The organism is Secundilactobacillus paracollinoides (assembly GCF_001702155.1).
GTDB lineage: Bacteria > Bacillota > Bacilli > Lactobacillales > Lactobacillaceae > Secundilactobacillus > Secundilactobacillus paracollinoides.
In genome coordinates this window covers 1,118,793-1,143,738 of the sequence record NZ_CP014912.1, presented here as the reverse complement: position 1 = coordinate 1,143,738, position 24,946 = coordinate 1,118,793, and the positions used below count along the sequence as shown (strand labels likewise).

Genomic DNA, 24,946 nt, shown 5'->3' with positions numbered 1-24,946 from the left:
ATAATCGTCCCCTGATTAATTTTATTTTACATCAAGAAAGGGATTAACAATACAACATCAAGTAGCCTGATTAAGAACTATTCAGCATAATCTTGCGGGTCATATGGGGATTAGCTACTCACCGCCGTAACTCGTACGATTCAAAAACGACCATGCAGCCTCATTAGCGTTTACCTAATGAGGCTGCATGGTCGTTTTTAATTCATCTCAAGTGACTTAGACCCGTCTGCGATGCGAAACGGCAAATACGATCAGCTCACCTACTACAATAAGTGCAAAGAAGATAACGAGCACAACGAATGTGACCAATCGTAAATGCGGCGATTGTGCCAGACCCGCCCCATCCGTTTTACGCAGGAAAATTACCGCAGATAGTAAAATGAAGATCACCGCCAAAATGAGGTTGGTGATGAGATAGCCGTGTTTCATGAGTCCTTCACCTCTTACACAGATTTATTTTTAAAGACCAGATAACTAGCAACTAAAAAGAGCGCCACATACACAACAATACCCACAACGAAATTAGTGATACTTAACCCCGTCTGTGTTTGCAAAGAATGACTGATCAGTTGCGCTTTGAAATTTAACATGTTGACGATATTCCATTTTAATAGGCTTAATTTAGCGATCAACGAGAAGTTTGCCCCATCAATCAACCCGACCATTAAGTAGACCAATACCCCAATGGCCACTGGTATCGCAGGTGTTTTAGAGATCACTGACAGAAAGAAGACAAACGACCCAAGTAACAGTGTTTCAAATGCCGAACCCAAGATCCAAAGAAATGTGTCCTTCATGATGATCGATTGGAACGCCTCGTGGAATAGGGCACCACTGACAATGGTATCCAGGAAAAAAATACCTAAATACATGAGGCCAATAACGATAATCAACGCAACCGCCTTTGAGGCAATGATCTGTAGTCGCGATTTAGCCGCAATAATTAGATTCTTAATGGTGCCCTGCTGAAATTCTGAGGACATCAGATCCGCTGCAAAAACCATAACGATCAGTGGGATGAACTGTAACGTGGAAAACGAATTTTCGACCATAAATTTGGTACCAAAATAAGCTGGTTTTATAGCCGTAACGCCCACCATGACAAGGTAAAAAACACTAATGACTAGTAAAATAAGTCTAACATCTTTGCGACTTCGTAATTTGTAAAGCTCAAGACCAATGCCATGCACCATCCTATTTCCCTCGTTTCATCTGATCTAAAATTTGCATCTCTAAATCATCATCCGTTTGCCTGATTTCGGTCACTTCGATATGGTTAGCGGCAATAATATTGAATACCGTTTTAGTCGTGGCTTCGGTAGCGAGATTCACGACAACGCGACCATTGGCCTGATGAGATGAAATTGTTGCTCGCGTCAACTCAGTCAGCAGCTTGTTGTTATTTGTCGTTGCCAATTCAAACCAATGATTAGCGTCACCACCACGAATATCGAATGCTTCAAGATGACCGCCGTTGTTTAAAATATAAAGGTTGTCCGCTAACCTTTCTAATTCACTAATGAGATGACTAGAGATTAAAAAGGTGACCCCTGTCGCGGCTAAGTCTTGGATGATGGTTCTAAAATCCACGACAGACTGTGGATCAAGCCCATTGATCGGTTCATCTAAAATCACAACCCTTTTCCCCGTAATGATGGCCTGTAAGATACCAACCTTTTGTCGCATGCCTAATGAGTAACCGGAAACTTTCTTTTGAATGTAATGGTCCATTTTGAAGATCGTAATCACGCGTTCCAGAAGTGCCTCATCGACATCGTTCGTATAAAGTCTAATGTTATCCATTCCTGACAGATAAGTGTATAGTCCTGGACTTTCGATCAAGGCACCAATTTCAGTTATCTTTGGTTTTTTCCTGGCAGTGATCGTTTGGCCATTGACGACAATTTCCCCCTGAGAAAAAGGTGTTAATTCCAGGATGCATTTCATTAGGGTTGTTTTGCCAACCCCATTTGGTCCGACTAGGCCGACAATCGTCCCTTCTTGCACGGACATATTGATATTATCTAATATGGTCCTTTTATTGTATGTTTTGGTTAACCCCGAAATTTGCAGTAACGCTGCTTCCATAAACTGTTCACCTACTTGATTTGGACTAAAGTTCCATTATTTTGAAGATTATAAATCTTTGTATACCTTTTATCGTTTATATCATAATGATGCGCCACCTCAATAACCGGTTGAGATAATCTAAAAAGTAAATTCCTGATTTCCTTTGCATTTTCACTATCTAAATTCGCGGTCACTTCATCAGCCAATATTAAAGATTTATTTGCAAACAACGCTCGAGCTACTTCAACCTTTTGCCTTTGTCCACCAGATAGCATAGATCCATTTTCTCCAAGGTTTATTTGAAACATATCCGACAACTCATAGTCAGTTGTCAGCCGCGCTTCGGTAAACGCAGACTTTAACTTATCTAATTGTGCTTCAGAATTAAATAGCGAAATATTGTCTGCAATATTTGCCTTATAAATATATGGATTTTGATTGATATACGCAACATCTTCAGTCGGATTCCGTACAATAGCATCATTATTTTTAATTTCTATATAGTTACCAGAATCAGCATTGACATCACCGTTTAAAGTTTTTAATAAAGTACTTTTTCCTATGCCCGATTCTCCAAATATCAAAATCTTATCGGTATTATTTACTTTCAAATCAAAGGAGATAGATTTACTTTCGCTAATTCTAAAGTACATATTACGAGCCTCAAATTTACTCTCTTCGTTGTCCGATTGAGGTTCAGAACTGCTATCATTTCTTTCATATAAGCTAGGCTTTTTATTAATGATTTGTAGAATTTTCTTCCTAATAGTAGCCGTTGATTCCATCTGGTTAAAACTTGAAACCATGCTCATAACAGGACTGATAACACGATCATTTGCGAGAAAAATTGCTAGTAAAGTAGTAAACGTAAACGAGTTTGTTGAAATAATTAGAAGACACCCAATAGAGAATGGAACAATAAAACCAATTCCTGCAACCAAAGATCCAGCCAGTTGGGCTCCCGACTGTCTTACAGAAAGGTGATACTGTCCATCTTCTACATCAACAACTCTGCCATAAAGAATACTGTAAATACGCTTTTGGACTCCATATGTTCGGAACGTTGAATATCCCTGATAAAAATCTTTCACTTTTGTAATGAGCGCATCGTTTTTCTTTGTCCAATTTGAGGCTGCCAAGTTCAACCTCTTAGAAAATAAAATTGGTGTTACTAGCGGAAGAAATGAAAAGGCTATAAATACAAGAGCTACAAGCCTATTAAGAATTAGCATATATGCCAACGAAACTATCAGTAAGAATAAATTTTCAATAATTTCAAAGAACTCTGTCAGATAATTCGTTTCCAACAGTTTAAAATCATTCATCAAAAGCGAAATAATATCCGCTGAATTTTCATGTTTTCCGTTAGCAAACCATGTGTTGGTGATTACTTCACCTTTCAGGCTTATGTTCACTTCTTTTATGACCTTACTTTGTACTACAGATAAAAGAAATTGAGCAAAATAAATCACACCCCAAGCAGCTAGTGCAAGTACAAGATAAATCAAGACAGACTTTAAACTTGTGTGAGCGTTAAATTTTCCAGCATAGTAAACTAGGGATGAAATTAGTACACCATTAAATGAATATATAATGATTAAACAAAGCGAACAAATCATAAGAAACTTGTGCTTTTCAATCAATTCTTTGATAAAGTACATGTTTGTCCTCCTGACCAACACTATGTAAAAGAGGGGATTTATTCATTCCCTCTCAAGTACAATCAAAACAAAAATAAGGAATAACGATGCTATTGCCGTGATGCTAGCTTTTATCTTCGAAGAATTACTCTTAACAAAATTACATTAATGTCAATTTTAGATTTCTTTGAATTAGTACAGGTCATTAGTCCTTATTTGCGTTTTATTTATTCACAGAAATAGAGACTAATTGTGCTAATGTTGTGACAGCCAAGGCTGATCTTCGAAGAACCGTGTCTCAACAACGTTACATCTGCATCAATTGCTGTTTTCTGTAAGCTAACCAATTTGTTCATAATACTACCCCTATCCTTTTCCAAATCTTATTCGCAGAAATAAAGACTGATTGTACTAATGTTGTGGCAACCAAGACTGATTTTTGAAGAACCGTGTCTTAACAGAGTTACATCTGCATCAATCGCAGTCTTCTGTAAACTAATCAATTTATTCATCATCTCACCCCCTTTCAATTTGACCGGTTATTAAGGCATTACACTAATAGTGAATACACCGATAAAATCATCTTCAAAATTCGTATTAACTTTGTAATTGTTGATACTATAATTTCTTACTAGGATTCTTTATTTTCCCCGAAAAGGTTTGACAAACTCCCGGGTATTATAGGCAACCAACCGTTCCATGAACCTGTATCAAGATCGCTTAAAGTTAAAATCAGGCCCGAATTTCCGGTAAACAAGTCCATTGAGCAACGATATCCATAATTTCCAGGGCTAATTATCGTGTGGTCTTTGTATGTCATTAAATAGTTACGTAAAGTTGAAAGGTTATAATCATCAATTAAGCCCAATTCTTTTTTCGCATTTTCGAGAATAATAAACCCAGCAATTCCCCTAGTTATACCTGAAGAATATGAACAATAGGTCTCATCTACATTACATAGATTTTCAATTAATTTTTGATCAGCCGCACTATTAAATGACTGAGCTATCTTATTAAATTCAAACAGAGTTAAAGCAATTCCTGCTGATCCTTCTCCAAGATAAGGAATCAGTCGTTCCTTTCCTAACGAATAATCCGACACTTGCGCAAGGTGTAATTCTTCATCAACAGAAACGTTATTTTCCAATTCACGTCGAATCATTTGAATTGCTGTCTTTTTAAATTCTTCATTGCCTGATAAGAGAGAGAGTTCCAGCATAAACAAAGCAATTCCTGACCATCCCCCTAAAATACCATTTGGAATGCCAAAGGGATCGGAAGATACAAGCTTTATATTCTGGTTATATTTATTTGTAATTTCTTTACCCGCAAGAACAGCAGCCTGTAATAAACTCTCATCACCAGACTGTTCATACAAAGATAATGAAATTAATCCAACGCCAGAAACACCAGAGAATAGACTTAAATCCCCGTTATCTTTTTCTGATAAGCACTTTTGGAATATCATTTTGGAGAGCTTTTTTTCTCCAATTTCAAATAAAACTTCTGCAATTCCTGAAAGACCATTAAACATCCCTTTTGGAAGATCTGGATCGGACATATTTATAATCCTATTTGCTGTTCCAACAGCCCATGTTCGTGCTTCCTGAGGTAAATCGCCAGTTCTGTTTAAAGCCATTACAGCGCCAAATCCTCCGTAGGCAACAGATAGTGAGCCGAATACGTCAGTATATTGACGTATATCCCCCGGTATCAATGAATCACTCGTTGAATCAATATTTTCTATTAATCCTTGTCTTAGCTGAAACGTTAATGTGTCCTTGATATTATTTTTAAACTGATAACTCGGCGCTGACAGTCCTGAAGCACTTTCTGGAAATTGAACAAAACTCTCAATAAAAGTCTGTAAAGATTTGAGCTGGTTTGATATGGCACTCCCAAAGTTTTCTTCGATAGAAATATCCTGATTTTTTTCGATACTTGCAGTCAAATCTGAAATTGGTTCGATTGGCAAGAACAGGAATCTGGCTATTCTCCATAAAGCAAACCAGTCAGCCTCTTCAAAGGAACGCGCACTTTGAAGCACGAAGCCTGGCGTTTGCAATCCAGGATAATAGACTTTATTCGTTGGAGTTGATGTTTCCAAGTCTATTAATTTAATATCATGATTGTCTAAAATCATAACGTTATTTGGCTGTAAATCTCCAAAAGTAAAGCCATCCTTATGCAAATCGACTAGAATATCTTTGAGTCTCAGAATAATCTTTAATGCCTGCCCAGTATATTTTAATTTATCTTGAAAATTAGAAAAAGGGAAATCCTCAGCTACAAAATATGACAAATTTCGACCTTGCAGATAATCCTCAACTAAGTAATTATTTTCCCAAATCTCAAAATAATCATACATATTTACAACGTAATCTTTTTTCTGTAAATTATGTAATACCTCAGCTTCATTCTTCAACCTTTGAAATCCATCTCGATTTAATCGATCTAATCCTGCCTCCTTTCGTCCTTCTTTCATTACGAAATTTTTTGTATCGTAATTAACTTTGTAAACGCCTCCTGCATTACTAAAATGCAATGCAGATTCAACATCATATTTATCAAATTTAGATGTATCTACCTGAGAATACTTTTTGTCCTGAATAGCGGTCATTTGAACAACTATCCCTGGCTCTTCAACAAAATCCGGCACAACGTAATATGGTGCCCGAATGTCAGGAACCATGACCCCCTTAGAATTTTCAATTCCTAAAACCTTTCGGCCGTCTTCAAATGCGTACATTTCTTGAAATGCGCCATATCGAAAAAAGACATTTGAGTCAAACCATTGCTTGTCATTTAAAATATATGGTCCTGCAGCAAATCCACTAGTGCAATCCGCTAACCCCTTTAACGCACTGCAAAATTCTTGAGTATTTTTAGGATAAACCGTAATAAACTTACCAGCAGATGCACGATCGCCATATTTTGAATTCTTTGATAATAAATTTAGAACATTGGGAACATACTTAAAGGAAATCTGATTAGCAATTAACCAACTACTAACCACGTTCAGACAGTTCTGACTTTCCCCTAAAGTTGACGTAATGTGAATCTTCCAACCTTGTTTAGCTAAGCTATTTGTTCGATTAATATAATATTTCCAATCTTTATCACTAGAAATAATCCAATCATCTAACTCTACTTCTGGTGCATCATAAGGTTTTGATTCATGTTGGGTTGGTGAATAAAAAATTGTCCCTTTATTAAGAAAGTCCGTATACCGGATATCCATCATTTACCTCCGCTTTATCACTTATTAATATCTTCATAACGATGTCACAAGATTAAATGCTTCACGATTCCAAACAGTGCACCAAATATATCCAGGGGCTTCTTGTAAAGAAGCGGTAATAACACCAACTTGTTTTTTTTCACCGTTAATCTTAGAAAATAATGGCCCACCGGAAACTCCTTGTTTCATCTTTGCCGATATACCTACTATCTGATTACTTTTTAACAGAGATAAGTCTGGATGCCCTATCGCCTCAACTGACTTATTGAAAAACCGACCAGCAGACACACCCTCGATACTGACCGAATCAGATTTTTCAGGCAGATAACTGAAACTTGAAAGTATGAAGACAGACTGATCCCTTGGTATCACAGGGCATATTTTAATTAATTTAACCATTTAGCTTGCTGTTAACAGCGAAACTAACCGTTTCGGCAAAAATGTGAAGAACTGATTCATCATCTGAATAATTTGGGCTCTTCTTGCATAAACTTCATGATTAATAATCGTTTTTAACGGATTTAGAAGCCATACCAGTGCTTGAGACAACTCAATATCTGGCATGGCTTCATTCATTATAAAGAATAAATCCCCAATGGTGCGATCATCCTGATTTTGCCGTTCCTGCCAAGCTAATAGGTCATAAGTCATCATGACAATTGCTAAATGGCCACAAAGCCCGTCATAATTTTGAACTTGTGATTTGTCGAGCCGCAAGTATTGCTTGGCAACTTTAAAGTAATTCTCAATTTGCCATCTTCGGGCGTATAGTTGAATGATCTCTTGTGGCTGAAGGCCTAACTGAGTCGTTGCCAGTACTAGGTAGTCATCTTGACGGGCCCGATTAGCCACAAATACCAAGCGAAGCTTGAATTTTTGGTTCCCGACGTGCGCTTCGACAAAGCAGCTGTATTGATAAGCTTGCTTGGGTTGATATTTTGAGGCCTGCAGTCGCTTGTATAATGCTTTAACTGAATATTGCCGTCCGCGATATTGATAGTAAATTTTGCTGGACCGTTTAAGCATGCCCACGCCGTTTAATCCCAACTTGGTTAATTCATAGAACATTTTTGGTGAGCTATACCAGCTATCAAATAACACATAGTCAGCTAGAACGCCATTTGCGAGGGCTTGCTTGACAAGTTGCAATGAAACGAGGTTCATTTTTTGCTGTGCTTGGCGACGTCTCCGGCCAGCAATTGTTCGTTGATCGGTTGTTTTAGCTGATTTTCCAAGGACGTTTTGTGGCTTCTTGGAAGACATTAATGCAAAGTTGATCGGTAAGAATGTATTGGCGTCACTCCAACCCAAAGTTAAAGCCCGGTATCCCTTAATATATAACTGTTTGTCATGGTCAAAGACTCGCGCTAGTAATTCGGTTTGGGTGGCGTACTCACGGGAAAAGAGTGTATCGTCAATGATCAATGCTAACCGCCGCCGGCGGTCAATAAACGGTCGTAAATGCTTGATTAAATGACTCCCAACTTGACAAATCAAGCGTTGCCAATTGATCCGGCCATCGTTCAAATTATTTCTGACGGTGCGACTGGTAAAGTTAGGTGTTTCATGGGCTCGATAAAGCGAGCGTCCCAGGAACTTTGTCGTGAGCAGCCATTCAATGACCTTCATCAAGCTGATTTCTGAATTCCGGCGATAATTCACCAACTTGGTGAGTTTAGATAGACCAATGAGGGAAGTAAATTGATGAACAATATTGTGAAGCTCGTTTTCTGTATTTTTTTGTCTTATAATATTCATGACGTAAGTCTCCTTTGTATCTTGGTTTTGGTCGACTAAAGTATACAACGCAGGAGAGCTTGCGTTTATTTTTTGCCAAAAAAGCCAATAACCACACGCCTTTGGCGTGATTATTAGCTTTCAAGTTTCAGGCAGATAATTAAATGCTGTTTCGACAGCAAACGGCTCAAAATTACTTTCAAATTTAAAAGAACAAATCGCATTATCAAATCGTAATAATCCTTGTTCTTTCCACCGGTTATCTATACTTACTCCTGTCACAATACCAATTTCAGTTTTTCCGTTCACTCTAAGTTTCATTCGGATATCTTTTGATATCTCCTGTTTCAATGGATCAAAGACACAGTGTGCAGCAGTAGCTAAATATTTTTTCCCAGCTATTTGAACAAAGTTGGCAGACGCAAAATGCCTATGCGTATCATCCGAGTTCATAAAAGTTATTTTAATCATTTATCACACCATCGATTGATTCGTATTAAGTAATTAATGGCAATAATCACATCCAGACTCTTTCGGTGAATTTATAAAAGACAATATTCTTCCAAGTTAAAAATAAACGTTTAAATCATTAACTGTATTTTCTATTTAGCACAGAAAGTATGAAGTCAAGCTCCAAATTGAGTGCCCTTTTCGTCCACAAAATGAAATACTTACAGTGGACATTCTGGCAGCTACTGGCTCTTGCCCAGTTTCAGATAAACGCTGCAATTCGGTAATTTTTTTCATGATAGTAAATCCTCCTATTATTTAGCTGGGTGGCCGGGACAAGCAAATAAACTCACAGTGCTCCCGTTCCCACAAGCAATACTGACAAGTGACTTTTTATGACCCACTTTGCTACGAGTTTCAAACTTTTGTAAATCTAAAATTTTATTTTGCATTTAATTCTCCTTTGGCTTGATAGCGACGTAAAATTATAACGGCATGAGTCTCTCACAAAAGGAAATGCATGTCAAAAGAGGAAATTTTAGCAAATTAATTAAAAGCTAATCGTTTTATAGTTCACGAAAATTTAACTCCAACAAGTATTTAAAATCAGGATGGATTAACACTCTTTTTTCCAGAACATTAAAAATTTCCAATACCAAAAATACTCTTTAATATTTGAAAACTGATATTATTTTTTTAGTTTTTTGATATTTACAACCTCAAAAATATAGTTTTTATTTTGTAATACTTTCACGCTTTGTAACTTAAATTCTTTCCAAAAAAGCATAATAGCTTATTGTATAATAATAATTCAGCATCTAAATCAAGTGGATACTCTTCTTAAAAAACGGTCTTCATCAAATTCTGCTTCTACTTTTAAAAAAAGAAGACCATCCAACAGCATTAAAGACACGCTAATGCTGTTGGATGGTCATTTTTAATAACAAGTATTATCATAAGTAACTCTATGCCTGCTTGCGACGTGAAACGGCAAACACAATCAGTTCACCTACTAAAATAAGTGCAAAGAAGATAACGAGCACAACGAATGTGACCAGTCGTAAATGCGGCGATTGTGCCAGACCCGCCCCATCCGTTTTACGCAGGAAAATAACCGCAGATAGTAAAATGAAGATCACCGCCAAAATGATGTTGGTGATGAGATAGCCGTGTTTCATAAGTAGCCTCCAAAGTAAATTAATCATCTGAGATAGAATAACGTTATAGCACACATCTTCTAATCTCAGTTCAACCATAGCGTTAAAGTCGGGTTTGCTCAAGTAATATTGGCAGAAATACTAATATGGGAGTGTCTTAGCTTATAAGACACCCCCATGTTTGAGTTGTATTGTTGGTTATTTACTTGTTCTAGGGTAACTTGGCAAAGCGCGTTTCGGAAAACAGAAAGCTGCATGTAAGCCGACTTTGACAGAAAGGCCAGGTTCAGGCCTTTCTTCGTGGTTCTCTGTCCTCGAGCCGAAACGAGTTTCGGAAAACAGAAAGCTGCATGTAAGCCGACTTTGACAGAAAGGCCAGGTTCGGGCCTTTCTGTCAAAGTCGGCTTACACTCCGCTTCCTCCCGTTTTCCTACACTCTCTACTCCAATGCATCCCAAGGCGCCAATTCAATTGGCTTGTCTTTCAAAATCGCTTGTTGGGCATCCGTCAGGTACTTCTTATGCACGACGACCTCGTACACAAACTGGTCCATCCAGTCGTCCGTCATCACAAAGTAACCCTTCTCGCCGTTCTTTTCGCCCCAAGAGTTCTCCACCTTCCAGCGGTTCGGTTGGCCGTCCACCAGGTTAACGCCTGTCAGCGTCATGGCGTGGGTCACCTCTGCCTCGTGGTATTCAAACCGCTTGGCCTTGCTGAGGGTCAGGTCGATACCAAACAGCTCTGCCTTCCGGTACAGATTAGCGTCCAAGAAGCCCTGTTCGCGACTCATCTGCTGGAGCACATCGTTACCGAACCAGATCGTTTCACCGTCCTGCAGCTGTTGAATGGCCGTCTTCTTGAGGACCTCCATGTCGACATTCAGGAACTGGATCTGCTTGCCGCCCACGATGTTTTCCTGACTGGCTAACCGGTACAGCTTATTCAACGGCTTGTCTGGTGAGTTGGTGACCACCACGTAGTCGTCCAAATCAACGTCAAATTGGTCCTTGAAGAAGTTCTGCGGCGTCAGACCAGGCTCACGGTGCGTCTTCTTATCGTCATCCGTGTATTCCAAATCAAAGCTGGTCGGCGGCTCGCCAAATGAATAGGCCGCCATCCGATAGACTTCACTGACCATGGCGTGGCGTTCAGCCGCTAGATCAGCACCCGTCGCTTGTTGGGCCACCATGTCTCGCAACACAACGGCATCCCGGCGCATTTTCAGTGCCAGCGTCGTCGCAAACGCACTCGTATGTTCCGTGTTGTAGGTCTCCGGCATGGCGTAACTTGGCACCACGCCGTACTTTTGCACGAGGGCGGCTGCCATGGCCCACTGACCACCGTCGCCTCCAGCCATCTTCAGGTAGAAGGTCACTTCCCGGTCGTCGGCGGGGCGGTCGGCCGTTTCAATAATGTGTTGGTAAAACATGTTGGCGCGCTCGACCTTGTCCCAGAAGAATAGGTAGTTTTGTGACAGCTCAAAGTCCTTGACCTTGTGGGTTGTCGCAAACTGGTGCCGCAGCGTGTTCAACAGAGAGAATTCCCAGCAGCGGCCAGATTGTTTCTGGTTGGTCACAGCGCCAGTGGGGACCTCAACGGAGAACGTCCGGTTCAACCGCGTCTGTGCCTGCGGGTCCTGTGAAGCCGCGTTGACGCCGTTGTTCATTACGGCTCGACTGATCACATCAGCAGCCGGCTGGCCTTCAAGGTCTTGATGAAAGGCCAAAAAATCGTCTTGTGTCAGTGGTGCATTGGGTGTTGTTGTCATTGAATAACCTCCTTGGATGATAATGGTGAGTCTATTTTACACCAAGTATTTATATCTGATTTAATTTAAGAATTAAAAATTAAAATCAATACATTTTCGTCTATATATAATAACAACCCAATATCGAACTAAATCAAATTGGAATCTGATTGTTTTACATGTACACATAATACGTGTATGATATGAGTTGTAATAAATACTTAGGAGCTTAAATAGTGATTTATTATGATTAAGAACTTTGCCGATAAAGAAACCAGAAAAATTTTCTATCAATAATGCTCAACAAAGTTGCCACAAAGTATACAGCGGATCGCATTACGTAAACTACTAATAATTGATCATGCATTTAATATCAACGATTTACGAGTACCGCCCGCAAATCATTTGGAACGCTTAGTCGGTAATAATAAGCAAGACTACAGCATTCGAATAAATCGTCAGTATCGTATTTGCTTTTCAGTTGAAAACTATAATGAATTTACTCAAGTAGAAATAGTAGATTATCATCGCGGATAGACATGTGGTGATAAGTCAATAAAATAAATTAAAGCAGACGGGATTTGGTTCTGCTCAACACTTGGAAAATGGTGCACTTAAATAAGCCCACTGATTTTCGATTTTTGAAAATCAGAGCTGATGGCTTGACCTTAAGCTGGTTTTATATGCCTATACCGATTCCTCCTTTTGATAGAGTTGGTGTCGACGGAGTAGGACGTCAAGCACCCTGATAAGCTTTCTTGCGGTTAATGCGAGGCCGCGCTTTCTAGGAGTCTTCGTAACTTCGGACATCTTTTTTTCAAAATAGGAACGAAATACTGGATCATAGCGGGTTACCGAACCGGCAGCTTCGATTAGGTAATAGCGTAGATACTTGTTTCCAGTATGCGTCCGAGGCGTAATCTGTCCGTTAAAGTCGCCAGACTGGTTTTGTTTCCAGGCTAATCCAGCATAGCGAGCCAGCTGAGTCTCTTTATCAAAGCGTTCAATCTGGCCAATCTCGGCTAAGATACCAGCCGAGTAAACTGAGCCGATACCAGGAACCGATTGAAGAATTTCAGTTTCCGGTAATACCATGACAACCGCTTCGATTTGTTTATCAAGTTCTTTGATGAGTTTTTGGTAGGTTCGAATCTCAGTGGCATAGATAGACACATTGATATCGATAGAGTTTTGGATGACTTTAGGTAAGCGATACGAGCCACGAACGGCCCTTTGAATCGCTTTAGCGGTCTTCTCAGCATCAGCAAAGCGGCCATGACCAGCGGCGTTTAAATAGTCAATTAAGTCTTCGGTCGAGGCGTTGATGAGCTCATCGGTGGTCATTTCATCAGTGAGTAGGTTAAAAATAGAGCTACCAAAGACCGCCACCTTTTCTCCTGAGGAGTTTACAGCGAGTTTATTGACTTTATAGTAAAGGTTCTCTAAGAAGTGTTGTTTAGAACGAGCTAATGAGGTCACAAGTTCAAAACGAGAACGGGTAAGGCGTTGAAGCGCAATATATTCATCCTCACGAACCAGACTGGTGGTGAAGCGACCATTACGTAGGTAGTCAGCAATATAAAGTGCGTCAATGTGGTCGTTTTTATTGTCTTCAAAAACGTCTTTATAACGCTTAGTATCACGGGGATTGAGAACGACCGCTTCGGTATTGAACTGAGCTAGATCGTCATCGTTCATAAAGAAATAAGCTGGATGGAAACTATAAATGGAAGTCGATTCCATACCAATCGTAATTTGTTCAAAATGACGTTGTTCATTCAATGCCAAGATGATGGTCTTAAGTTCCGTGGCGCCGTTGAGATCATTCTCAAAGGCACCTTGGAAGACAGGTTTTAGCGCTTCAGAAGTCATCATCACAACTTCAAGCGTTTTCGAACTAACATCAATGCCGACAAGTAATTTCATTGGGATGGCCTCCTTTCATAATTATTGTCTGGTCTTAAGTTGGACACCATGTGATAACCCCTAATTACAATCACTAAACACATCCTCGCAGATAAGAATTCATGGGTGACTAAGTTCAAGCTGCGGCTAGTCCTACTCAGACTAGTGAACGTCGTCATCGAAACAGCATGTGGTTCGTGATTTAGATGATTGTCTGGGCGGCAGTCTAATAAAGTAGTCGCGGCTACAAGGAGGTCTAAACCTATACCAGTTGACCAAAGCCAATGACAATTAGAGATTATCACGTGGTGTCCAACAAATAAATAGCAACACAAGTAATGAGCTACAAATACACCGAAGGAACAACTTATATAATACGAGGAGATATAAAAATGAGAATACCAACACCTAAAATTAGTGAAATTTTGAAGGAAGAATTTATGGACCCGTTACATTTGTCAGCCTATTCAGTCGCTAAGGCAATTCAAGTCCCAACCTCAAGAATTCAAGATCTTTTACACGATCGACGCGCTATTTCAGTAGACACTTCTGTTAGACTTGGAAAGTTCTTTGGTGTTTCAGAGCGTTTCTTTTTTGATCTACAAACTGATATTGATATCCGAAATGCCAAAGAAAAAAACAGTAAAGTTTATAATGGCATCAAGCAGTATCAGCCACAATAACACAAAAAAAGCGACAGATTCGTTTAACCGAACCTGCCACTTTTTATTTTAATATCCTAGACTGTTAATATTATGCCGTTCCGTCTTGGTCCCCGTCCATGCAGGCACCTTCACAACGCCAGCAACCTTGCTCTTGTAGACAAAGCCCCAGTAACGACTATCGTTAGACACGCTTCGGTGATCCCCTAAAACGAAGTACTCGTTCTTTGGCACCTTCGTCACGTGTTTACCCCAACCGTACTGCTTGGCTAACGAGGCCAGTGTCCAGTTAGCACTACCGGTACCGCCTGTGGCTTGGCTCCTGCTGATGAAACTTTGGTTGACCTTCTTACCATTCACGTAGAGGGTGTTGTTCTTAAAGGCAACGGTGTCCCCTGGCAGGCCGATGACCCGCTTCACGTAGTCGGTACCCGGCTTAGCCTCCGGATCCTCACCGTGCGCATCAAACACGATGACGCTCAAGTGCTTGATCTTTTCTTGTTTAAACATCCACACACGTTCGTTATTGGTTAAGTTCGGTTCCATTGATGGTCCATCCACCCGGACAGGTGACAGGACATAAGTCTTAAGCCCGAACGCAACGATCAGCCCAATGGCGATTGGCACGATCCAGCTAAGGATCTCTTTAAGTGCTTTCATTCTTCTACCCCTTCCCTTAACACAAGTGTGTTAGGGTCACATTTTTCTCTATTATAACAGTCCTATATTACTCTATTTGCCAGGTATCACGCAAACATTACAGGTGGTTTTGACAAATCTTAGGGGTTTTGTTGTCAAAATGTTATATAGATAATGCCTGAAGTCCGTTGCACTCCGCAATTTGGCACTCCGTGTGGTGGCTCGCAGCTCCGTGCCAAATTGCTGCGTTCCACTGATGTTGAGCAGAATTTTTCATTTCGTTAAGTATCACAATAGCGTTAAAACTAGCTTGCGGAGAATCCGCCCTCGACTGCTAATAAGGTCATTGACAGCAATACTTCTCAGAATGTGCTGGCTAACTGTAACACTTAATTGAAAAGTTTTATGATATCTTTTATTACAGTTCAATTCCATGGTGACTAGTACAAGGATCGTAGCGTATTGGAGCTGTTCGGCATTGCAGGCTGTAGTGTCGGTGGTCGTTAGCGACCGTCCTTGGGTCGGTTACGACCATGGGAGACGTAGGAGATCCTTGAATTTCTAGTGTATATTGCGGAAACGTGTTCCGCAGGCAGGGCCGAACGGCGCAACGAAGCGGGATTGTTCCGTTTATTTGACTCAGCTAACAACTATGTAACAGAACTGTCCATCATAAAACATCCGTTGCTATTCAACTGCAGTAAAAAACGTCACCGGCAACTTTATGTCAGTGACGCTTTTAAATGTCCTATTGCTTGATGGTGCCGAAAACAGTTTGGTGCTCATAATTTCTTTAGTATTAGCATAGCACATTTACCGTCAAAATAAACGTAAAAACGTGTAAAACCGGTGTCTTAACATCTAAGACTGCCTTGACAATCCCCTGTTCGTTTTCTACAATAATTCCAACCAAACTTTTGGCTATTTTAGTCATGGTATCCTGACTAATCCTACAGAGTGTGAAGTGGGGCGTTTTGCCCCCAGAATATAACAGGCACCATCGAAAATCCCGATTGGATTTTTGATGGTGCCTGTTATATGGCCGGGGGCAGCCCCGCTGAACACGTTTCGGCAATAGGAAAGAGAACCGCTCCAAACCTAACCAATTGCCTCTTTCAAAACCATCCGATAAACTAACACTAAACACCCAAGGGAGGCTCACCCATGCAAACCGTCCCACTCGAAACCATCAACAACCACCTAGACGACTATCTCACCCAACTCACCGCAAATGCAGATCCGATTCTCATCACCAACCACGACGACTCAGACAGCGCAGTTCTAATGTCCAAGAACGACTATGACCGCATGGTCGAAACAATGCGAATCCTAAGCAATCCAGCACTTATGGCAAAGATTCGCCGCGGCAGACAGCAAATCGCTGATATTGAAAGTAAAAAACGCTCGAGGCTTTAAAAATAACATCAGACTCGCGACAAAAGGTTACGTCTACACTGACGTACCTTTTTTTGTGATGACTATTAACGCGTCTTCACCATTGCACTCGTTTTATCAGCCCGCCGTTTCGAACGCACTAAATGGCGGTTCCCAAGATAATCCTGCTGATACAGCTGCAGCGTATCCAAACTCGACAGCGCCACTTCTTGAATGACGTAACTGCCGTCGTGGGCCTTAAACGTTACGCTGTTGTTTGAAATATTGATCTTGCCAAAGTAACAGTCGAGGCTGGTGACCTCATCGGTGTGCCCATCCGGATACTTTAACCGGATCGGGTGCTGCCGTTCGATGTGGACGGAATCATCAGGGTATAGGGCGCAGATGAAGGCGTCGTTGGCCGTGACCAGCTGCCACTGGTCATGCGGCTTGCGGGCGGTGATGACGCGGTTGGGCAACGCTGCCTGCTTAAAATCAGCCGGGTACAGCGGCACGCCAGCGTATCCTTTGGCGTTGCGGTAGATGTCCACGCGAACCATGTGGGAGTTGCTGGCGACCCCGCGTCCCTGGTGAACCGGCGTCAGCAGCGTGGCCTTCTTGGTCACCTTGACCTTCGTGACGACCATGTCCTGCGACCCCGTTGAAATGACCAGCTGGTTTTCCGGGAATGCTTGCTTGCCGCTGCCGCCATTGGCTGTTAGTGCCACCTTCACTGCCGTGTAGACAACCTGATTACTGCCATCAGGCGCTAACGCATAGATCCCTTTAGCGCCGGTAATCTGGTCGCCATTCTTTGCCAGTTTCAGACTGCTGATGGCAACGCGCTGGGTCACTTCCCCCGTTTGGTCATAATGCTTGGGTGAGAACACCGTTTCCTTATGCACTTCACCGCCGATACTGTGGTGCGGTGCCCGGATTGCGAAAACCGGTTTAAGCTGGGTAATTTCACGATGTTGATAGGTGTGCCAACTGCGTTGAATCATTGTTGTTGCCGGATCATCAGACAATCGGCCGGTGAGTTCAGCACGAAAGTCTGGCCAGGGCAGCGGCACCTGATTTTTCACTTGTAGATAACTTGGATTCAGCTGCCCATCGCTGTCGGTCAACTGACTGAAAGCGGACCACAGGGCTTCGTTGTGGCTGATCTCCCACGCCGTACTATAGGTGGCCAGCAGATCAATATACGCTGGTGTGAAGCACCCCGTGACGACGGCTTGAGCGGCGTACCGCAGTGTTGATTCACTGGGCAGCGGCACGCTGAACCGTTGCAGCAATCTGGCTGTTGCCGGATAACTCACAGCCGCAACGGGTTCCTGATAGCCGGCCCGGAAACGCAAATTTTGTGTAAAATAACGACTGAGTAACTGACTGAATTGACGGTCATCGCCAAGGTGCCGCGTGCGCCAACGGGACTGATCACGAGCGGTAATTTCCGTCTTAAGCAGGTGTTGCCGTTTGCGATACGACGTGATGGTGTCGGTGACCCAGGCGATAAATCTTTGGTGGTGCTCACTATGTAGAAATGCAAGTGGCAGTTGGTTGCCCTTCTGCTGATTATTGGCCGTTGCCGTAACCACTTTATTGCAGTAGCGGTCATCGAAACTAGCCGAATACGGGATGATATGGTCGATCTGGTAGTACGCATCGTTAAACAACCGTTCTGGATCAATGGGCTGACCGGTGTAGGGGTCAATACCCTGCTGCTCGGTAAACAGCTGGTGCTTCAAAATATTTTCACCGTTTGCCGGAATGCCTAACTGATTCAGCGTTGCCACTAACTTCTCGTGAGCTTTCACCGTCTGCTGTTGGCGCTTGTTGGCATCGACGCGTTTTTGAAACGGCAGGGTCATCGCTGGCGCCACGCTAAACCGAAGCGCGTCCAGATGACCATAGGCAGCTTGAACGGCTTTGACCACCTTGAGCGCCATGACAACGGCGCGCTTAGCCACCGGATTCGTCAGCTGATCATAGAGGGCGACGCGGTCGAGTCGCTGGTCGTTTAGACCGTACCCCGCTGTCTCAAGTGACACTGCGAAACTGCGCCCGCGCCACAGAAACGGCCAAAGCTGCCGCATCGTTTTTAACGAATACTGGCTGTACGACGTGTAATTGAGGGCGGCCAATCGCGTGATCTCTTCGTCAGACAACACGTCGAGCTCTTCCAGTGCTTGTTGTTTCGACTGGTCGCTCGAGTAATTGGTGAGGATGGTGCCCACCCGGTCGATCAGATCGGTGTCGTCGGCGTACAAACTGCTGCCAAGCGCCGTTTGAATCTCATTGATTGCCTTAAAATCAACGATAACAGTGTGTTTTTCGGCCTTTTTAACCGGTTCGTCCTGGTAGGCGACCTGATTAAACCTGACTTCCGCTGGTAAATTAAGCGCCTGCCGAGCCTGGTAGAAATCAAGTCGCTGCTGTTGCCGGGCCAGGGCCAAGAGGCAGTGGCGCTGACTGACATCCAACGCCGTCAGGCCCCGGTAGTCGCCGCCCACTAACTGGATATCGTTTACCGTTTTCATTAACTTAAACTCGCAATAGGTTCTCGTGGCCTTTGCCGCGCGCTTTTCACACGCATTCAGCGGGTCATTGCCCACCATTTTCTCAATCAAATTCCCGCCAAAGCGGCTCGGGGCACTCGGTCCCGTATCAAAGTCGCGCTGGCTCTTAAGTAGTGCTATGTAGTCTTTCTGAAACGCCCGTGACAGCCGCGGGTCGCTTTGGCGCTGGTGATTGATGATCAACCGCGCCTCCGACACGATCCACTCGCGCAACGGATGCACCAAATAGTCTGCTTGGTAATCCTTATTATGTTTACAGGCGCGATACCGCGGGTCGCGTACCAGCATCTCGCCAAACGTCCGGTAATGACCCGCTTGAAAGACCTGCTTCGTTGCCTGAATCGACTGCAACAGTCGCCCTAACTCAGCTGGTGATTGACCAGTCGTCTCCGAACGCGCATTAGACCTAAAGCCGCGGTGACCGGCCAAATAGTACAGCACCGCAAACAACTCACGACTCGTCAATTCTCCGTCCAGACCCTGAACCCGCAGCTGCCAAATGTCCGCTGGTTGCAGTTGCTGATTAAAGTAGGCCGTCATGTCCGCGGTCGTCAACAACCCATACTTAAGAAATAACTGTCTAACCCGCTGTTTCCGGAATTTGGTGCGCCGGTTACAGCGTCGTGCATGGCGGCGTTGTCGTGCTGGTAATGCCAGTGACGCGCCGTCCTTTGGATTTTCCGCCGGCGTAAACTGCACCGTGTTGAGTTTCAAGATGCGCTCAGGCTTCCCCCGCTCATCCGTCTGCAACACCGCGTAGCCCACCGCCGCAATATCAATGTTCAAACTCAGTAAAACCCCCATATGCCACCTCTTTCTTTTGAAGCGGGCAATCTGTTTCTGGTGGATAATGGCGCTACGTTCCGTGATTTGGGCACTGGAAGCTGTGGTGGCTCCACTGCTTCGTGCCCAAATCACTGCACTTCGCTCACAGTGCTGACATAACTGAGGTTAGACATAACTGAGGTTAGCTTAGTACCTACCGCTCAGAAGTGCCAGTTTGTGTATTATCCGCCCTTGACTGCCTTTATGGTGCCGTCTAAGTAACGCTTTTGTCTGTGCATTTTTCCTACTATTCAAATCTGACTGGATATCTCAAAAGTGTATCCTTCGTGTTGCCAATTGCTGCTATGTATAACCTGAGCTGTACTTCCAACGCATTTTCAAAGTTAAGCACTCATTCTGTTACATATCACCACTATGAAATGATTCCATTATCGTCGACTTTTTCCACTAAGCTGCAGATTGAAGACTTCTACTTCATAATAACGGTAGGTGTTCGTTAACTGGCCATTGCTAGCAAGTCCACCAATGCCGAAGTATCGCTGTCGATGAACTTATCAGCAGTCGAGTGCGGAGTCTCTTCGAACTTGGTTTATTGCTATCGCCATACTTAACTAAAGAATAAAGTCAGCTCTGTGTATGTGGAATGCAACGAACCATTAACAATGCGTTACCCTAGTCAAGCAAAGACCCAAGATAAACAGATAGCCCCCACCTTCGATATTGAAGGAATAGGGGCTAGAGCTGTACGGCAGATATAAAATCGCCTTATCATGGTATCCTTACTAATCCTACAAAGTAAGTTTGGCGCTTGTACAAGCGCTTTTGGTTATTATACGAAAGATAGATTAGAAAGTCACCCGTTTTTACTAATTTTTTAATTATTTTTTAACCTTAGTTATCACTCGTACGCTAGCCGTGAATGCCCAGTTCTAGTTTTGCCTGCCGTGACATTTTATTGACCGACCAAGCGGGTTCCCACACAAGATTGATGTGAACCGTGTTCACTTCTGGTAGGGTCATCAAGACCTTGGTAATTGCTTGATACAGGTATTCCGTCAGTGGGCAACCAGCGATCGTCAGCGTCATGGTGATGACACAATCACCCTTGGTTAACGTGACGTCGTAGATCAATCCGAGTGCAACCAGGTTCACACCAAGTTCCGGATCGATCACGGTCGCCAATGCGGTCATGGTCTTTTCAGTAAAGCGGTCAGTTGTCATTCGCCTGCCTCCAGTCGGTTAATTGTGCACGGTTTTAGCTGCCAATTGTTGCTGCTTAGCTTGCGCCCGTTGCTGTTCGCGAATCGTGCCGCCATTTTTTACCAGCGCCCAGGTTGCAGGCACCAAGAAGATCAGGTTAAACCCTTCTAGAATGGCCGTCATCATGAACACGCCCTGGTAACTAAACGCGTTGGCGACGACGGAACCCAGCATTGGACCGCCAACACTGCCCATCGCCTGAAACGACTGGTTGTAGCTGAAGATTCGACCAAAGGCATCCTTGGGTACATAGTGGGTCATCAAGGTTTGAATTGCTGGCAGCATTGCGGCATCCGAAACACCAAGCAACGTCCGCCAAACACCGAGTTGCCAAACATTTTGGGCAAAACTCATTGGAATGAAACACACGATTGCCGCAACTAGTCCGGCACCCAGCACCTTTTCAGGGCCGATGTGGTCGCTTAAACTTCCCAAAATTGGTGAGAAGATCAGCGTCACTACCCCAGGCAGCGATGAGATCACCCCACTGACCATTGCCACTTGGCCGCCATGGTGCATCAGCTGTTTGATCAACAGACTAATGATCGGCGTGATCGACATATTGGCTGCTTGAATGACCAGGGTCGTGATAAACAATCCCCAGATCAACATTGGGTATTTCAGGGTATGAAAAACCTGTTTCATGGGTTGGAGCTGCACTTTGTCCACCGGAGTAAAGTCTTCGTGGACAAAGAACATCGTCATCAAGAAGACCACCAGCATCATGGCCCCGGCAACGAAGAACGACCCGCGGTAGCCAAATGAACTGGCCAACGCCCCACCTAGTAGCGGGCCGACCAGGGTACCGACAACGTTCCCCGTTGCCAACGTCCCCAACGCTTTCCCGCTTCGGTCAATCGGCACACTAGCGGCCACAATGGCGTTCGCGTTGTTGATATACCCGGAGAAGCAGCCCTGAATCGCCCGCAAAATAATCAGAATCGTGACGTTTGGCGCGAAGCCGCACGCCGTAATGGTGATCGTCATCCCAAGTGACGCACGCAAACACATCAGTTTACGGCCATACTGGTCAGCGAGTTTGCCCCAATACGGGGAAACGATGGCCTTCGCCAGGAAGGTGATGGCAAACGCAAACCCGGACAGCAGATTCAGTTGCGACGTCGTAAAGTGCCCCAACGACGCGACATAGAGGGAAATGACGGGCATGGTCATTGAAAACCCCATCCCAGTCATAAAATTCCCGACCCACAGAAAATACAAATTACGCTGCCAATTACTACTCTTTTTCACGTGTCCACCTGCTTTTATGTACGGCATCCGCACCGTTTTGACGCTGCTATGTGGTGGTGCTTGGTTTGGATGCGAAGATTACTTTCATTTTACGCTTGTCGATGATGAAAACAATATGAGTTTTTTGCAATTCCGATAGTGCCGCACTATAAACTGCTGGCCATCAATGACTACAAAGAACGCTAAGCAATCATCTCGTTTGAGAAGCGCTTGGCGTTCAGTTTAGCTAACTTTGATCTACCGACCAGCAGGTGCTGTGGAGCTGCTCTGTTGGGCAGTGCCAGCCTTGCGTTCCGTCCGACCGCGCCAGTATGACGACAGGATGGAACCAGAAATGTTGTGCCAGATACTGAAGATAGTCGATGGAATGGCGGCAGCTGGTGCAAAGTACTTCATGGCAAGCGTGGCACCCAAACTAGAATCCTGCATCCCGACTTCAAAAGTGATGGCTTTGCGTTGCGGATCCTTCAACCGAATGAGTTTGGAGAACAAGAACCCGAGCCCGTAACCAGACAGATTATGCAACATAACAACGGGGATAACCAAAGCAGTAGCGGCGGTAAACAACCCGTCATGGTTAGCTGAAACAACGGCTCCGATGATCAATAGGATGGCTAATTGTGAGATCAACGGCAGTGCGCGGGTGATGGTATCAATGCGTTTGCCAAAGATCGAGTGAATCACAACCCCAAGGATGATTGGTACCAAAACGATTTGGATCGTACTCAAGAACAGGGATTGCGTTGGAATGGCAACATACTTGCCCGCATACAGCAGCAGTAATCCCGGCAGCGCAATCGGTGCCAGCAACGTGGATAACGTTTCAATGGACACATCCAACGCAACGTCACCACCAGCCAGATAGGCCATCACGCTTGATGACGTCCCGCTTGGGCAGGACCCGACCAGGATAACCCCAACGGCTGTGGCACCGGAGAGCTGAAAGATCTGACAAAGTAACCACGCGATAAACGGCATGATCACATAGTGCGCCACCGTTCCTAAGATAACCGGCACTGGCCGTTTAACGATCCGAGCGAAATCCTCACCCTTCAACGTCAACCCCATCCCAAACAGAATGATGCCCAGTAAGTACGAGGTATTTGGAACGACCCAGGTACTCGTTGCCGGTAATAAGTAATTAAACGCGGCCCAAATAATAACGATAACGGTGAAATATTTCCCTAACCACTTACCGAAAGCTTCGATTTTATTCATAATGTAAACCCCTTTTTATGTATGTCAAGGTGGAGAGTGTGGCGCAAGCCGGGTAACTCCCGGAATGTAAGGCGACTTTGCCGGAAATTCCGGTTCTGAATTTCTGGCAAAGTTGCTTTACACAGTAGGGAGTTGGCTTGTGGAACACGTTTCCACAATGTAAACGAGAAAAATCAACGTCTCCGTGTTACTAGTGAAGACAGAACACTTGTGTCTGATGCACTAACTAATATGCCTATGTTTGTTTTGTCTGTATTGCGTTGTACTGTCACTGCGTTGTACTTGTCGCTGCGTTGTACTTGTCGCTGCGTTGTACTTGTCGCTGCGTTACGCCGGTCGGCTCTGCAGGCTGAAGTGGGTCGCTTCGGAGCTATTGAATTTCCTCTCAGAAATTCAAGGATCTCCTACGTCTCCCGTATTAGTAACCGACCAAAGTACGGTCGCTAACTAATACCGACACCACAGCCTGCAATGCCGACCGGCTCCACTCCGCTGATATTTGCGGGAAAACAACCGAATCGTTGACTTACAGCCGCCCTGCACTGAGAACCAGTAACGCAACAGAAACGCGTTACTAGTACATCGTCTTAATCGCAGTCGCGGGCGGATAAGCTTCGTACTTGAGCTAACTGTCATGTGGTGCTTGGCTAACGTGTCCTTAGTTGCGGTTACGTGAGTGAAGTGGCGCGATTTGGCACGGAGTTGTGGTGTCGATATCACTTGGTGGGCGAGGGTTTCGGCCACCTAGTGATATGCGAGACGATGAAGATCCACTCGAGAGCCGCGCAGCGGAAATCGAGTTAGCTTCATCGCGAGCCACCACAACGGAGTGCCAAATCGCAGAACGGAACGCACTTGTACCCACAATCACCCCATATGATACCCAAGCGCCACGCGAGCATACCGGCTCATTTTGCTGGGCGACCAGGCTGGCTCCCAAACGATGTCGATTTTGACGTTGTTGACTTCGGGTAATTTCTCAGGCGCGGTGCCGATCATGTTTTCAAGCACTTGTGAGATGGGACAGCCAACGGTGGTCAGTGTCATGGTGACTGTGGCAACGCCGTCTGTCAGACTCATGCCGTAGATTAGTCCAAGATTGACGAGGTCGATGCCGAGTTCCGGGTCAATAACGGATTGCAGTGCGTCGATCATCCGATCCTGTAACTCAGCAGTCGTATCGGTAGCGGTACTCGTTTCTTCTGCCATGGTGAACGCCACCTTTCTGCG

The 24,946-nt window shown here is 43.9% G+C and carries 23 protein-coding genes; 3 read left to right on the top strand and 20 right to left on the bottom strand.

Going from position 1 to position 24,946, the window contains the following annotated elements; genetic code table 11:
• Positions 1-216: 216 nt before the first annotated feature.
• The 13 genes from AYR61_RS04820 to AYR61_RS04775 form a co-directional block, all read right to left on the bottom strand.
• Entirely contained in the window at positions 217-429 is a 213-nt protein-coding gene (locus tag AYR61_RS04820; RefSeq protein WP_054712514.1) for a DUF3923 family protein, read from the bottom strand.
• Positions 430-443: 14 nt separating this feature from the next.
• Entirely contained in the window at positions 444-1,193 is a 750-nt protein-coding gene (locus tag AYR61_RS04815; RefSeq protein WP_054712511.1) for an ABC transporter permease, read from the bottom strand.
• A gap of 1 nt (position 1,194) precedes the next feature.
• Complete coding sequence (locus AYR61_RS04810) at positions 1,195-2,088, bottom strand: ABC transporter ATP-binding protein (protein WP_054712508.1); 894 nt, start codon at positions 2,086-2,088, stop codon at positions 1,195-1,197.
• An 11-nt stretch (positions 2,089-2,099) separates the two neighbouring features.
• The gene (locus AYR61_RS04805) at positions 2,100-3,731 is read right to left on the bottom strand and encodes an ATP-binding cassette domain-containing protein (protein WP_083215483.1); all 1,632 of its coding nucleotides are present in this window, start codon (positions 3,729-3,731) and stop codon (positions 2,100-2,102) included.
• 206 nt (positions 3,732-3,937) lie between these two features.
• On the bottom strand, positions 3,938-4,066 hold the full coding sequence (locus AYR61_RS15855) for a class III lanthipeptide (protein ID WP_191982282.1): 129 nt from the start codon (positions 4,064-4,066) through the stop codon (positions 3,938-3,940).
• Positions 4,067-4,093: 27 nt separating this feature from the next.
• Positions 4,094-4,222, bottom strand: coding sequence for a class III lanthipeptide (locus AYR61_RS15850; protein WP_191982556.1), 129 nt, complete (start codon positions 4,220-4,222; stop codon positions 4,094-4,096).
• A gap of 119 nt (positions 4,223-4,341) precedes the next feature.
• Positions 4,342-6,954 (bottom strand): class III lanthionine synthetase LanKC, encoded by a 2,613-nt coding sequence (gene lanKC, locus AYR61_RS04800; protein WP_083220034.1) that lies wholly within the window; start codon positions 6,952-6,954, stop codon positions 4,342-4,344.
• 30 nt (positions 6,955-6,984) lie between these two features.
• On the bottom strand, positions 6,985-7,350 hold the full coding sequence (locus AYR61_RS04795) for a hypothetical protein (RefSeq protein ID WP_065901914.1): 366 nt from the start codon (positions 7,348-7,350) through the stop codon (positions 6,985-6,987).
• Positions 7,351-8,709, bottom strand: a complete 1,359-nt coding sequence (locus AYR61_RS04790) for an IS4 family transposase (RefSeq protein ID WP_065901912.1) — start codon at positions 8,707-8,709, stop codon at positions 7,351-7,353.
• A 120-nt stretch (positions 8,710-8,829) separates the two neighbouring features.
• Entirely contained in the window at positions 8,830-9,159 is a 330-nt protein-coding gene (locus tag AYR61_RS04785) for a trypsin-like serine peptidase (RefSeq protein ID WP_065901910.1), read from the bottom strand.
• 293 nt (positions 9,160-9,452) lie between these two features.
• Complete coding sequence (locus AYR61_RS15845; RefSeq protein ID WP_156319412.1) at positions 9,453-9,590, bottom strand: class III lanthipeptide; 138 nt, start codon at positions 9,588-9,590, stop codon at positions 9,453-9,455.
• Positions 9,591-10,103: 513 nt separating this feature from the next.
• A complete protein-coding gene (locus tag AYR61_RS04780) occupies positions 10,104-10,316 on the bottom strand; it encodes a DUF3923 family protein (RefSeq protein ID WP_054712863.1) in 213 nt (70 codons plus the stop codon).
• Positions 10,317-10,734: 418 nt separating this feature from the next.
• On the bottom strand, positions 10,735-12,063 hold the full coding sequence (locus tag AYR61_RS04775) for a C1 family peptidase (protein WP_056987161.1): 1,329 nt from the start codon (positions 12,061-12,063) through the stop codon (positions 10,735-10,737).
• A 288-nt stretch (positions 12,064-12,351) separates the two neighbouring features.
• Between AYR61_RS04775 and AYR61_RS14835 the strand changes: the two genes are divergently transcribed.
• A complete protein-coding gene (locus AYR61_RS14835) occupies positions 12,352-12,579 on the top strand; it encodes a type II toxin-antitoxin system RelE/ParE family toxin (RefSeq protein ID WP_169790386.1) in 228 nt (75 codons plus the stop codon).
• Positions 12,580-12,729: 150 nt separating this feature from the next.
• Here the strand turns inward: AYR61_RS14835 and AYR61_RS04770 are convergent, their stop codons facing one another.
• Positions 12,730-13,968, bottom strand: coding sequence for an IS110 family RNA-guided transposase (locus AYR61_RS04770; protein ID WP_065901908.1), 1,239 nt, complete (start codon positions 13,966-13,968; stop codon positions 12,730-12,732).
• Positions 13,969-14,285: 317 nt separating this feature from the next.
• On the opposite strand from AYR61_RS04770, the gene AYR61_RS04765 reads away from it, so the two are divergent.
• Complete coding sequence (locus tag AYR61_RS04765; RefSeq protein ID WP_225356516.1) at positions 14,286-14,630, top strand: HigA family addiction module antitoxin; 345 nt, start codon at positions 14,286-14,288, stop codon at positions 14,628-14,630.
• Between the two features lie 48 nt (positions 14,631-14,678).
• Here AYR61_RS04765 and lepB read toward each other — a convergent pair whose 3' ends face one another.
• Positions 14,679-15,269, bottom strand: coding sequence for a signal peptidase I (gene lepB, locus AYR61_RS04760; protein WP_065901906.1), 591 nt, complete (start codon positions 15,267-15,269; stop codon positions 14,679-14,681).
• Between the two features lie 1,143 nt (positions 15,270-16,412).
• Here lepB and AYR61_RS04755 point away from each other — a divergent pair.
• Positions 16,413-16,664: a type II toxin-antitoxin system Phd/YefM family antitoxin gene (locus AYR61_RS04755; RefSeq protein WP_065901902.1), complete on the top strand. Its 252-nt coding sequence runs from the start codon at positions 16,413-16,415 to the stop codon at positions 16,662-16,664.
• 65 nt (positions 16,665-16,729) lie between these two features.
• Here AYR61_RS04755 and cas9 read toward each other — a convergent pair whose 3' ends face one another.
• The 5 genes from cas9 to AYR61_RS04730 all read right to left on the bottom strand — a co-directional run bounded on the left by cas9 (position 16,730) and on the right by AYR61_RS04730 (position 24,925).
• On the bottom strand, positions 16,730-20,005 hold the full coding sequence (gene cas9 / locus AYR61_RS04750; RefSeq protein WP_065901900.1) for a type II CRISPR RNA-guided endonuclease Cas9: 3,276 nt from the start codon (positions 20,003-20,005) through the stop codon (positions 16,730-16,732).
• An 891-nt stretch (positions 20,006-20,896) separates the two neighbouring features.
• Complete coding sequence (locus tag AYR61_RS04745) at positions 20,897-21,208, bottom strand: metal-sulfur cluster assembly factor (RefSeq protein WP_054712062.1); 312 nt, start codon at positions 21,206-21,208, stop codon at positions 20,897-20,899.
• Positions 21,209-21,226: 18 nt separating this feature from the next.
• The gene (locus AYR61_RS04740; RefSeq protein ID WP_082615608.1) at positions 21,227-22,498 is read right to left on the bottom strand and encodes a multidrug efflux MFS transporter; all 1,272 of its coding nucleotides are present in this window, start codon (positions 22,496-22,498) and stop codon (positions 21,227-21,229) included.
• 237 nt (positions 22,499-22,735) lie between these two features.
• A complete protein-coding gene (locus AYR61_RS04735) occupies positions 22,736-23,716 on the bottom strand; it encodes a bile acid:sodium symporter family protein (protein WP_054712060.1) in 981 nt (326 codons plus the stop codon).
• A gap of 867 nt (positions 23,717-24,583) precedes the next feature.
• On the bottom strand, positions 24,584-24,925 hold the full coding sequence (locus tag AYR61_RS04730; RefSeq protein WP_056987164.1) for a metal-sulfur cluster assembly factor: 342 nt from the start codon (positions 24,923-24,925) through the stop codon (positions 24,584-24,586).
• Between the last annotated feature and the right edge of the window lie 21 nt (positions 24,926-24,946).